We start from the raw sequence: 12,444 nt of genomic DNA, 5'->3' as shown, positions 1-12,444 counted from the left end.
GACAATTCATGAAAAAATGGTTACTGATACTCGTTGCATGCATCATGGTAGTTACTGCTGGTTGTTCAATGGAACCACCAGATTGGGCAAAGGATTCTAGCGATAAAGGTCGAAATAAAACTATTAAAGTTGGATTTTCTGTTTCCACTTTAAATAATCCATTTTTTGTCACGTTGAAAAAAGGTGCAGAAAAGAAAGCAAAAGATAGTGGCATTGAACTAATTGCTGTTGATGCACAAAATGATGCAGCGAAGCAAACAAACGATGTTGAAGATTTAATTCAAAAAGGTGTCGATGTAGTTGTTATTAATCCAACTGACTCAGATGCCGTTGCTTCAGCGGTAAGTGCAGCTAATGCAGCCAATGTTCCTGTTATTACAGTAGACCGAGTTGCGAATTCAGGTAAAGTTGTTTCTCACATTGCTTCTAACAATGTCGAAGGTGGTCAAATGGCTAGTGATTACATTCGGGAATTAGTTGGTGAAGGAACAAATGTTGCGGAGTTAGAAGGAATCCCTGGATCGTCTGCTGCTCGTGAGCGTGGGAAAGGATTCCATAACGTAGCTGATAAGTCTTTAAAAGTAGTAGCAAAACAAGCAGCTGATTTCGATCGTGCAAAAGGGTTATCCGTTATGGAAAATATTTTGCAAGCAAATAGCGATATAAAAGCAGTGTTTGCTCATAACGATGAAATGGCATTAGGCGCACTTGAGGCGTTGAAATCTGCTGGTAAAACGGACGTAGTCGTTGTTGGATTTGATGCAACGGACGATGCTGTAAAAGCGGTTAAAGATGGGCGCATGGCAGCAACAGTCGCTCAAAAACCGGAATTAATCGGAGAGAAGGCGATGGAAACAGCGAAAGAAATAACACAAGGTAAAAAAGTGGACAAATTTGTTCCGATTGAATTAGAGCTTATTAAGAAAAAATAAATAAATATAAAATGAAAATTAGGAAGGAAGAATAACAAATGAAATTTTTTATTGATACAGCAAACATTAACGAAATTAAAGAGGCAAATGCATTAGGTGTAGTAGCTGGAGTAACGACAAATCCATCACTTGTAGCAAAAGAAGGCGTAGATTTCCATGAGCGTATTCGTGAAATTTGCAGCTTTATTGAAGGACCTGTAAGCGCAGAAGTAATTAGCTTAGAAGCTGATAAAATGATTGAAGAAGGAAAAGAGTTAGCAAAAATCGCTCCAAACGTTGTTGTAAAAGTTCCAATGACAACAGAAGGCTTAAAAGCAGTAAAAGCATTCTCTGATTTAGGAATTCGTACAAACGTTACATTAGTATTCTCAGCAGTGCAAGCATTACTTGCAGCTCGCGCTGGTGCGACATACGTTTCACCGTTCTTAGGTCGCCTAGATGATATCGGTCATAACGGTATGGACTTAATTCGCCAAATCGCAGAAATCTTTGCAATTCACGGCATTGAAACAGAAATCATTGCAGCATCTGTACGTCACAGTGTTCATGTAACAGAAGCAGCATTAAACGGTTCACATATTGCAACAATCCCAGCAAACGTAATCGCTTCATTAGTGAAGCACCCATTAACAGATCAAGGAATTGAGAAATTCTTAGCTGATTGGGAAAAAACACAAGAGAAATAATACGAAATGGAGAACCCAAGTTTAATTAACTTGGGTTCTTTTTTTTGTTTGAAAGAATTTTCATGCAATTGTGCATATTGTCTTTTAAATTTTTAATATAAGCTATTTAATATATAACAAATCACTCTTTATTTTTCACATTTCGACATAAAGTGAAACTTTAATCAGAGGGGGGATTTGTCCATCCCCACTGATTATCAGCCCGCACCAATCGGGATTTTACGGGCAGTTATCTCCCACCTAACTTCCTCACATTCGCCGGATTTTGAGGTGGGAGTCTTACTGCCCAGCGAATAGCGGGATAAAAAGATAGAGGGTCTGACCAGAAAACTGGAGGGCATGATTCTATAACAGAAAGCTTAACGTTTATAGAATTATGCCTTTTTATATAGGGAGGGCAGAAAGCGGGGATTTCGATTCAAATGCACTTATTTATCTGAATTTTAAGTTTTATAAAAGGAGAGACAAAGGATGAAAAGAAAAGCTCCATTTAAAGTACTATCAACGTTAGCAATTGCGGCAATTATCGGATGTACATCTGTAATGAGTGCTCCGTTAGCATACGCAGAAACGCCAGCAAAAGAAAGTGTGTCTACAACGCCAATTGATCATAATTTAATTCAAGAAGATCGTTTAGCGGAAGCGCTGAAAGAAAGAGGAACAATTAATCCAGCATCGTCTAAAGAAGAGACAAAAAAGGCTGTAGAGCAATATATTGAAAAAAAGCAAGGGGATCAGGCGAATAAAGAAATTCTTCCCGATGATGCTGCTCAAGAAGCATCTGATTTCGTGAAAAAGGTAAAAGAGAAAAAGATGGAAGAAAAGGAGAACGTAAAGAAGGCTGAAAAAAATGTTAGCCCTGAGCAAAAGCCGGAACCAAATAAAAAGCAATTGAATGGACAAGTTCCAACTTCCAAGGCAAAGCAAGCTCCATATAAGGGATCTGTTCGATCGGATAAAGTATTAGTGCTACTCGTTGAATTTAGTGATTATAAACATAATAATATTGATCAAACACCAGGTTATATGTATTCGAAAGACTTTAGTAGAGAACATTATCAAAAGATGTTGTTTGGTAATGAGCCTTATACATTATTTGATGGTTCGAAAGTAAAAACATTTAAACAATACTATGAAGAGCAGTCTGGCGGTAGCTATACGACAGACGGATATGTAACGGAGTGGCTAACTGTTCCAGGAAAAGCATCTGATTATGGAGCTGATGGTAGTAGTGGTCACGATAATAAAGGTCCAAAAGGTGCACGTGATTTAGTGAAGGAAGCTTTACATGCAGCTGCTGAGAAAGGGTTAGACTTATCTCAGTTCGATCAATTCGATAGATATGATACAAATAGCGATGGGAATCAAAATGAACCTGACGGTGTAATTGATCATTTAATGGTAATTCATTCTGGTGTTGGTCAAGAAGCTGGTGGCGGTAAATTAGGTGATGATGCAATCTGGTCACATCGTTCAAAATTAGCTACAGATCCAGTAGCAATTGAAGGGACAAAATCAAAGGTAGATTACTTTGGTGGAAAAGTAGCAGCGCATGATTACACAATTGAACCAGAAGATGGCGCTGTAGGTGTGTTTGCACATGAATTTGGACATGACCTTGGTTTACCGGATGAATATGATACGAAATATACTGGAAATGGTTCACCTGTTGAAGCTTGGTCATTAATGAGTGGAGGCAGTTGGACAGGAAAAATTGCAGGAACAGAGCCGACTAGTTTTTCACCACAAAATAAAGACTTCTTACAAAAGAATATGGGTGGTAACTGGGCAAAAATATTAGAAGTAGATTACGATAAAATTAAGCGTGGTGTAGGAATTCCTACATATATTGATCAAAGTGTTACGAAATCAAATCGTCCAGGTGTTGTACGTGTTAACTTACCAGATAAGAGTGTTGAAACGATTAAACCTGAGTTTGGAAAGCATGCATATTATAGTACAAGAGGTGATGATATGCATACAACATTAGAAACACCGTTCTTTGATTTAACAAAGGGAACAAATGCAAAGTTCGATTATAAAGCAAATTATGAGTTAGAAGCAGAGTGCGATTTCATTGAAGTACATGCTGTAACGGAAGATGGAACGAAAATATTAATTGATAGACTTGGAGAAAAAGTAGTCCAAGGAGATAAAGATACGACCGATGGAAAATGGATTGATAAATCATACGATTTAAGTCAATTTAAAGGAAAGAAAGTGAAACTACAATTCGACTACATTACAGATCCGGCTTTAACATATAAAGGCTTCGCAATGGATAGTGTAAATGTAACAGTTGATGGCCAAGTAGTATTTTCTGATGATGCAGAAGGACAATCTAAAATGAAGTTAAATGGATTCGTTGTTTCTGATGGGACAGAAAAGAAAGCTCATTATTACTACTTAGAGTGGAGAAACTATGCTGGGTCAGATAGTGGATTAAAAGCGGGAAGAGGCCCGGTGTATAATACAGGTCTTGTCGTTTGGTATGCAGATGATAGCTTCAAAGATAACTGGGTTGGGGTGCATCCAGGTGAAGGATTCCTTGGTGTTGTTGACTCTCATCCAGAAGCGTTAGTTGGCAATCTAAACGGAAAACCAGCGTACGGTAATACTGGAATGCAAATTGCAGATGCTGCATTCTCATTTGATCAAACGCCAGCATGGAGTGCAAATTCATTAACACGTGGACAATTTAATTATACTGGATTACAAGGTGTTACAACATTTGATGATTCAAAAGTATACAGCAACAAACAAATTGCTGACGCAGGACGCAAAGTTCCAAACCTTGGTCTTAAATTCCAAGTTGTTGGACAAGCAGATGATAAGTCTGCAGGTGCTGTTTGGATTAGACGTTAATAACATAAAAGCACATTCTTCATATGAAGAATGTGCTTTTTAATTTGTACAGTAAGTTATGATTTTAGCTTATGTAATACAAGTGTCTGTTCATATGTAGTGTATCAAATTATGTGGGGAAAGGAAATATTTCCGAGGAAATTGTCGAAGTATCGTCGGTATTGATACACTTTCTTTGTAAAAGAAGAAATGTAGTATTGTCTTTATACATAAGTTTATTTACAGTATTACTTGGTTATATGCAAAAGTAATATATATTAGGCGAAAAAAAGACAATGATGGAGTTACCCCATCATTGTCTTTTTTACTTTGCTTCTTACGTAAATCATACCGGCAAATGTTAATAAGAATGCAGTTCCGATAACGAAGCTGACGCTAGGGGATGCCCCGATTGCACCAACTGTAAAGGATCCAGCAACAACTCCTAATGAGAAGAAAGCATAAAACAATCCGAATGCTTTTCCGCGTTTATCATCTGTCGTATTTTCAACAAGTAATGCATTTATCGATGGGAAGAGGATAGCGAATCCAATGCCATAAATCATCATAACGATAAAGAGCATACCTTTTGTTGCGAATAATCCAAGTAAAGATAACGCTAATGCCATTACTGTAATCCCAATTAGCATTAGTTTTGAACGATTAAATCGATCGTAAATACGATTTGTTGGCAGTAAGAAGAAGAGGATAGCGGTAATTCCGAATACACTTAACATCATGCCTGTTGTAGATGCTTTAAGTGCTAACGCCTCAACTTTTACTGGTAACATATAAGTGACAATCCCTTGTGAAAACATTAGTGTGAAAGCACCAATATATGCTTGTAATAAAGGCTCAGATCTCAATAGTTCAATCATATCTTCTTTGTTCATCATTTGTGTTCTTGATGTATCTTTTCTTGATACGTTATTTGGTAGGAAGAATAGAGATACGATTGTACCAAGGACCATTAAAATAGAAATGGTAATGAACACCCACTCTATACCAGCTGTTGCTTTCATAATGCCGCTGAAAGCAGGTCCTACGATTGCCGCTGTTCCAACAGCAGCACCAGATAGAGCCATTGCCTTACCTTGCCTTGCTGAATTTGTTTGTTTTGATAAAAACGTAAAGGCAGCAGGAATTAAAAATCCGTCACTAAAACCGTGCATAAAGCGCACAACTAATAGTTGTTCACCACTTTGAACAACGGTGTATAACAAGACTATGAAACTCGTAATTCCCATGCTTATATAAAGGATTTTTTTTGCACCAAATTTATCAACAGCGGCTCCAGCAATAATATTACCGATCATATTAGCGAATGAGTACATACCGACAACTAGCCCGATAACAAGAGGGGTTCCTCCAAGGCTTTGAGCGAAAGTACTCATAATAGGTAATTGTGAAAATGTATCTAAAAACGCTACGATAACAATAAAGTAAATAAAATATTTCAAGCGATATTCACCTCTCCTATGCTATTATGGCATAATGCTAATTTCAACCGCAATGAAATTGAATTAACAGATGTGGAAAAAAGTACAAAGTGACAAAATATTGAACGTTATTTGTTAAAAATTAGTGAAAACGAGATTGTTTTTTGAAATATATGGATAAAAGTATTATAATAGATTTGTAAACTTCACCAGGTTAAGTATATACATAGAGAGGGATGTATAAAATGAAGGCATTACTTTGGCATAATCAACATGATGTACGAGTAGAAGAAGTACCAGAACCAACTGTAAGACCAGGAGCAGTGAAAATTAAAGTTAAATGGTGTGGTATCTGCGGGACAGACCTGCATGAATATTTAGCAGGTCCTATTTTTATTCCAACAGAAGAACATCCATTAACACACGTAAAAGCACCGGTTATTTTAGGTCATGAGTTTAGTGGTGAGGTAGTAGAAATTGGTGAAGGAGTTACATCTCATAAAGTGGGAGACCGCGTTGTTGTAGAACCAATTTATTCTTGTGGTAAATGTGAAGCTTGTAAACATGGACATTACAATGTTTGTGAACAACTTGTTTTCCACGGTCTTGGTGGAGACGGCGGTGGTTTCTCTGAATATACAGTAGTACCAGAAGATATGGTTCATCATATTCCAGATGAAATGACGTATGAACAAGGTGCGCTTGTAGAACCAGCAGCAGTAGCAGTTCATGCAGTACGTCAAAGTAAATTAAAAGAGGGTGAAGCTGTAGCTGTATTTGGTTGTGGTCCGATTGGGCTTCTTGTAATCCAAGCAGCAAAAGCAGCAGGAGCAACTCCTGTTATCGCAGTGGAACTTTCTAAAGAACGTCAAGAGCTAGCTAAATTAGCAGGTGCTGATTACGTATTAAATCCAGCAACTCAAGATGTACTAGCAGAAATTCGCAACTTAACAAATGGTTTAGGTGTAAATGTTAGCTTTGAAGTAACAGGTGTTGAAGTTGTACTTCGTCAAGCAATTGAAAGTACAAGCTTTGAAGGCCAAACTGTAATTGTTAGTGTGTGGGAAAAAGATGCGACAATTACTCCGAACAACCTTGTATTAAAAGAAAAAGAAGTTATCGGTATTCTTGGATATCGTCATATATTCCCAGCTGTTATTAAATTAATTAGCTCTGGTCAAATTCAAGCAGAGAAATTAATTACGAAAAAAATTACAGTGGACCAAGTTGTTGAAGAAGGCTTTGAAGCACTTGTAAAAGATAAAAAACAAGTGAAAATTCTTGTTTCACCTAAATAATATATAATAGAAGAAAGTAGCCCTTTTCTAGAAATAGAAAAGGGCTACTTTTTTTCTATACTGAAAAGTGATAGACTTTCCTTTAACTAAAGGTATTTTTGTTTGGAAGGGGAAGTCCAATGCTTTCATTTATGTTGACATTGAAACGGATGTTAAGAGCCTGTTTACGAGCATGGAAAGATAAAGAGTTTCAAGTGTTATTCGTATTAACAATTTTGACATTAACATCGGGGACGATTTTTTATAGTACAGTTGAAGGATTACGTCCTCTTGACGCTTTATATTTTAGTGTGGTCACGTTGACGACTGTCGGTGATGGGAATTTTAGTCCGCAAACTGATTTTGGAAAGGTATTTACGATCTTATACATATTTATCGGGATTGGATTAGTGTTTGGATTTATTCATAAATTAGCAGTTAATGTGCAACTGCCAAGTATATTATCGAAAAGAAAAAAAGAGTAAAGCGGTTAATCGCTTTACTCTTTTTTTACATTAATTTAGACAAGTATTTGCAGTAGCTTAACAATACTTTATTACAATGTAAGTGTATTCATTCATTAAGTTCACTATGTATAAAGTTATAGTGATATGAACATTTGCATATTTTAATTTATTGATAGAAATTTTGTGAAAGGTGGGATATTCTAGTCATAGGTTAACCGGAAGACATCATAGGATCCTAACAAAATATGAACAATAATTCAATTATAAAATGGAGGATTTCAGATGAAAAAGAAAGTTCTTGCTTTAGCAGCAGCTATTACGTTAGTAGCGCCATTACAAAGCGTTGCGTTTGCTCATGAAAATGATGGAGGACAGAGAGTTGGAGTTATTCCACGCTGGTCTGCTGAAGATAAACATAAAGAAGGTGTAAACTCTCATTTATGGATTGTAAACCGTGCAATGGATATTATGTCTCGTAATACGACACTTGTAAAACAAGATCAAGTTGCACTATTAAATGAATGGCGTACGGAGTTAGAGAACGGTATTTATGCTGCTGACTATGAAAATCCTTATTATGATAATAGCACATTTGCTTCACACTTCTATGACCCAGACAATGGGAAGACTTATATTCCATTTGCAAAGCAGGCAAAGGAAACAGGTGCTAAATATTTCAAACTAGCTGGTGAGTCATACAAAAATAAAGATATGAAACAAGCATTCTTCTATTTAGGATTATCTCTTCATTATTTAGGAGATGTAAATCAACCGATGCATGCGGCAAACTTTACAAATCTTTCGTATCCACAAGGATTCCATTCTAAATATGAAAACTTTGTAGATACGATAAAAGATAATTATAAAGTAACGGATGGAAATGGATATTGGAACTGGAAAGGTACAAATCCAGAAGATTGGATTCACGGAGCGGCAGTAGCTGCGAAACAAGATTACTCTGGTATTGTAAATGATAATACGAAAGATTGGTTCGTAAAAGCAGCTGTATCGCAAGACTACGCAGATAAATGGCGCGCTGAAGTTACACCAATGACAGGTAAGCGTTTAATGGATGCACAACGTGTTACTGCTGGATACATCCAGCTTTGGTTTGATACGTACGGAAATCGTTAAGTATTTGAAAAAGGTCAAATCTCAGAATAGAGTATTTGGCCTTTTTACACTATACAGTACATGGAGGTATGAAACGTGAAAGGTAAATTGCTAAAAGGTGTACTTAGCTTTGGGATTGGTTTAGGAGCTTTATATAGCGGATCTTCGGCTCAAGCAGAAACGTCTATAAATCAAAATAATACATTAAAAGTGATGACGCATAATGTGTACATGCTATCAACAAACTTATATCCGAACTGGGGACAAAATGAGCGTGCTAATTTAATTGGAGCGGCAGATTATATAAAGAATCAGGACGTTGTTATATTAAATGAGGTGTTTGATAATAGTGCCTCAGATCGTTTGTTAGGAAATTTGAAGAGAGAATATCCAAATCAAACGGCGGTATTAGGTCGTAGTAGTGGAAACGAATGGGATAAAACATTAGGGAACTATTCATCTTCGACTCCTGAAGATGGGGGCGTTGCGATCGTGAGTAAATGGCCAATCGTTGAAAAGATTCAATATGTATTTGAAAAAGGATGCGGACCAGATAACTTATCAAATAAAGGATTTGTATACACAAAAATTAAGAAAAATGATAGTTTCGTTCATGTAATTGGGACGCATTTACAGGCTGAAGATAGTATGTGCGGAAAAACTTCACCTGCATCTGTACGTACAAAACAGCTACAAGAAATGCAAGAGTTTATTCAAAATAAAAATATACCAAATAACGAGTATGTGTTAATTGGTGGGGATATGAACGTGAATAAAATAAACGCAGAGAACAATAGTGATTCAGAGTATGCATCCATGTTTAAAACATTACATGCTTCTATTCCATCTTATACTGGACATACAGCGACCTGGGATGCGACGACAAACAGTATTGCAGAATACAATTTCCCCGATAGCCCGGCCGAGTATTTAGATTATATTATTGCAAGTAAGGATCATGCGAATCCATCGTATATAGAAAATAAAGTGTTACAGCCGAAATCTTCACAATGGACTGTTACATCATGGCTCAAAAAATATACGTATAATGATTACTCTGATCATTATCCAGTAGAGGCGACTATTTCTATGAAGTAGTCTTAAAAAAGTTTCTTCGTGAAGAAGAAACTTTTTTTATTTGAAAACAGGAAAATCACTCTTTCTTTCCAATATGTATAAGACATATATAGAAGAGGAGAGAAAAATGTGGATCGAGGAATTTTTAAAGAAGTTCCATTACCGTGTGCATTTTTGGATGAAGTGGCTTTAGATAGAAATATTCAATCGATTATAGAGTTAAGTGGAGATAAGAAGATTCGTATAGCGAGTAAATCATTACGCTCCGTTCCAATTATGAAAAAGATTTTAGCTGCAAATAATCAGTTTCAAGGTATTATGTGTTTTTCTCCTAGAGAAGTTTTGTTTTTAATTGAACAAGGATTTAATGATTTATTGCTCGGATATCCTGTTTATGATGAAAGAGCTTTACATGAAATTAGTTTGCTAACAAAGCAAGGACACATCATAACTTGTATGGTGGATTGTGAAGACCATATTACTTATTTAGAAAAAATTGCTGAGAAGTCTAAAGGCTGTTTTCGCGTTTGTTTGGATATTGATATGAGTAGTCGTTTTTTGAAATTTCATTTTGGTGTAAAAAGATCCCCGGTAAAAGATGTGCAGAGCGCTTTGAAAATAGTAGAAAAGGTGAAGGGCTCATCATATTTAATACTAGATGGTGTAATGGGATATGAAGCTCAAATTGCCGGGGTGGGGGATCATATACCGAATCAATGGATGAAAAGTAAAGTTGTTTCGTATTTAAAGAAGAAATCAGTGTTAGAGGTTAAAGAAAGAAGAGGACGTATCGTAAAAGAAATACAAAACCTTGGTATTGAACTAAGACTTGTAAATGGGGGAGGAACAGGAAGTATAAAAACAACTGAGCAAGATAACTCAGTTACGGAGATTACTGTAGGATCCGCCTTTTACTCTCCTAAACTGTTTGACTATTATAAAGAAGTAAAATTTCAGCCAGCTGCCGGATTTGCTTTACCAGTTGTACGTAAACCGGCTCCTTTTATTTATACTTGCCTAGGTGGCGGATATATTGCCTCAGGTGCAGTTGGTAAAGATAAAGAGCCTGTGGTTTGGCGACCGGGTGGTGCAAAACTATTAGTTTTAGAAGGTGCTGGTGAAGTGCAAACGCCAATTTTTTATAACGGTGAGGAACGAGTGGATATAGGAGATTCTATCTTGTTTCGTCATAGTAAAGCTGGAGAGTTATGTGAGCGTTTTCCAGTTTTGTATCGCATTAAACAAGGGGAAATCGTTGGAGAGTATTCAACATATCGGGGGGATGGACAATGCTTTCTATAAAGGGACAAAAATGGAAAAATTGGACAGGGAATGTAGAAGGAACACCGCATTATACGATGTATCCAAAAAGTATACAAGATGTAGTAGGAGTTGTGGGGCTTGCACGAAAAAAAGGAAAGAAAATTCGTGTTGTCGGTTCAGGGCATTCTTTTACACCTCTTGTGCAAACGAAAGAAATTTTAGTTTCTTTAGATGAATTGAAGGGCATTGCAAATATTGATGCAGAGAAGATGGTTGCCGAAGTGTGGGCGGGAACAAAGTTACATGATTTAGGGAAGTTACTTCAGGAAAAAGGTTATGCGCAAGAAAATTTAGGAGATATTGATTCACAATCTATTGCAGGAGCGATTAGTACGGGGACTCATGGGACGGGTGTTACATTTGGGAGTTTATCAACACAAGTTATAGAGATCACGGCAGTTTTATCAACAGGTGAGAGTATAGTCTGTTCAGCAACCGAGAACGCCGAATATTGGAAAGCATTTCAGTTGTCGCTTGGAATGCTAGGTATCATTGTAAAGATAAAATTGAAGGTTATCCCAGCGTATTCTCTCGTTTATGAAAGCGAAAAACAGTCATTAACTACTGTAATGAACAAGCTAGAAGAATATAAGAAGAATCGTCATTTTGAATTTTTCGTTTTTCCTTATTCAGATGAAGTGCAAGTGAAATTTACAAACGAAACAACGAGTAAAGAAAGTGATTTGAAATGGCATAAACTAAAGGTGGAGCTACTTGAAAATAGGATGTTCTCTTTGTTATCTAAAGGGTGTAAATGGTTTCCTTCTATAAGTAAAGGAGTAAGCCGATTATCGGCTAAGGCTGTACCGAACACGAAAATAATTGGCGCAAGCTATGAAGTGTTCGCTACATCACGTACAGTTCCATTTTATGAAATGGAGTATAGTGTTCCTTCAAAGTATATGAGGACTGTTGTAGAAGAGATTTCAAATCTTATCGAAAAGAAAAAGTATAAGGTACACTTCCCGATTGAATGCCGCTACGTGAGAGATGATGATATATGGCTCAGTCCAGCGTACGGAAGAGATTCAGCGTATATTGCTGTTCATATGTATAAAGGTATGAAGTATGCCGCTTATTTTGGTGAAGTGGAGAAAATTTTTCTAAAGTATGAAGGGCGCCCACATTGGGGGAAAATGCATACGTTAACGTACGAAAAATTACAAAATATATATCCAGAATTGCATTCGTTTCTAAAAATGAGGAAGTCACTAGATGAAACAGGAATGTTTTTAAGCCCTTATACAGAAAAGTTATTTACGAGTATGAAAAAAAGCTGACAAATT

Annotated in this window: 10 protein-coding genes; 9 read left to right on the top strand and 1 reads right to left on the bottom strand. The window is 36.6% G+C overall.

The genetic code is table 11. The features are described from left to right. Nucleotides 1-8 precede the first annotated feature (8 nt). The 3 genes from rbsB to inhA2 all read left to right on the top strand — a co-directional run bounded on the left by rbsB (nt 9) and on the right by inhA2 (nt 4,483). Entirely contained in the window at nt 9-932 is a 924-nt protein-coding gene (gene rbsB / locus QCI75_RS23475) for a ribose ABC transporter substrate-binding protein RbsB (protein WP_002159286.1), read from the top strand. 38 nt (nt 933-970) lie between these two features. Then, entirely contained in the window at nt 971-1,618 is a 648-nt protein-coding gene (gene fsa, locus QCI75_RS23470; protein ID WP_000667669.1) for a fructose-6-phosphate aldolase, read from the top strand. Between the two features lie 471 nt (nt 1,619-2,089). After that, nucleotides 2,090-4,483, top strand: coding sequence for a M6 family metalloprotease immune inhibitor InhA2 (inhA2, locus tag QCI75_RS23465; RefSeq protein ID WP_353761268.1), 2,394 nt, complete (start codon nt 2,090-2,092; stop codon nt 4,481-4,483). A 284-nt stretch (nt 4,484-4,767) separates the two neighbouring features. Here inhA2 and QCI75_RS23460 read toward each other — a convergent pair whose 3' ends face one another. Next, entirely contained in the window at nt 4,768-5,922 is a 1,155-nt protein-coding gene (locus tag QCI75_RS23460; protein ID WP_353761267.1) for an MFS transporter, read from the bottom strand. 224 nt (nt 5,923-6,146) lie between these two features. On the opposite strand from QCI75_RS23460, the gene bdhA reads away from it, so the two are divergent. The 6 genes from bdhA (at nt 6,147) to QCI75_RS23430 (ending at nt 12,438) form a co-directional block, all read left to right on the top strand. Beyond that, nucleotides 6,147-7,199 carry a (R,R)-butanediol dehydrogenase gene (gene bdhA / locus QCI75_RS23455; RefSeq protein ID WP_002114142.1) on the top strand — a complete coding sequence of 351 codons (1,053 nt, stop codon included), beginning with the start codon at nt 6,147-6,149 and terminating at the stop codon, nt 7,197-7,199. A 119-nt stretch (nt 7,200-7,318) separates the two neighbouring features. Continuing rightward, nucleotides 7,319-7,663 (top strand): potassium channel family protein, encoded by a 345-nt coding sequence (locus tag QCI75_RS23450; RefSeq protein ID WP_002114144.1) that lies wholly within the window; start codon nt 7,319-7,321, stop codon nt 7,661-7,663. A 264-nt stretch (nt 7,664-7,927) separates the two neighbouring features. Beyond that, nucleotides 7,928-8,779, top strand: coding sequence for a phospholipase CerA (gene cerA, locus QCI75_RS23445; protein ID WP_144508595.1), 852 nt, complete (start codon nt 7,928-7,930; stop codon nt 8,777-8,779). A gap of 75 nt (nt 8,780-8,854) precedes the next feature. Continuing rightward, nucleotides 8,855-9,856, top strand: coding sequence for a sphingomyelinase C (sph, locus tag QCI75_RS23440; protein WP_144508594.1), 1,002 nt, complete (start codon nt 8,855-8,857; stop codon nt 9,854-9,856). Nucleotides 9,857-9,964: 108 nt separating this feature from the next. After that, complete coding sequence (locus QCI75_RS23435; protein WP_353761266.1) at nt 9,965-11,137, top strand: amino acid deaminase/aldolase; 1,173 nt, start codon at nt 9,965-9,967, stop codon at nt 11,135-11,137. Continuing rightward, nucleotides 11,125-12,438, top strand: coding sequence for a D-arabinono-1,4-lactone oxidase (locus tag QCI75_RS23430; RefSeq protein WP_353761265.1), 1,314 nt, complete (start codon nt 11,125-11,127; stop codon nt 12,436-12,438). Before QCI75_RS23435 ends, QCI75_RS23430 begins: the two co-directional genes overlap by 13 nt. Nucleotides 12,439-12,444: the final 6 nt, after the last annotated feature.

It is taken from the genome of Bacillus cereus group sp. RP43 (genome assembly GCF_040459645.1).
GTDB classification, from domain to species: Bacteria; Bacillota; Bacilli; order Bacillales; family Bacillaceae_G; genus Bacillus_A; species Bacillus_A mycoides_C.
Note: the sequence above shows the minus strand (reverse complement) of the source record. Positions and strands in the feature narration are given on the sequence as shown.

Excerpts from the sequence above, each read along its gene's own strand:
- fsa (WP_000667669.1), top strand. The coding sequence starts at position 971 with ATGAAATTTTTTATTGATACAGCAAACATTAACGAAATTAAAGAGGCA.
- QCI75_RS23450 (WP_002114144.1), top strand. The coding sequence starts at position 7,319 with ATGCTTTCATTTATGTTGACATTGAAACGGATGTTAAGAGCCTGTTTA.
- cerA (WP_144508595.1), top strand. The coding sequence starts at position 7,928 with ATGAAAAAGAAAGTTCTTGCTTTAGCAGCAGCTATTACGTTAGTAGCG.
- inhA2 (WP_353761268.1), top strand. The coding sequence starts at position 2,090 with ATGAAAAGAAAAGCTCCATTTAAAGTACTATCAACGTTAGCAATTGCG.
- QCI75_RS23430 (WP_353761265.1), top strand. The coding sequence starts at position 11,125 with ATGCTTTCTATAAAGGGACAAAAATGGAAAAATTGGACAGGGAATGTA.
- bdhA (WP_002114142.1), top strand. The coding sequence starts at position 6,147 with ATGAAGGCATTACTTTGGCATAATCAACATGATGTACGAGTAGAAGAA.
- rbsB (WP_002159286.1), top strand. The coding sequence starts at position 9 with ATGAAAAAATGGTTACTGATACTCGTTGCATGCATCATGGTAGTTACT.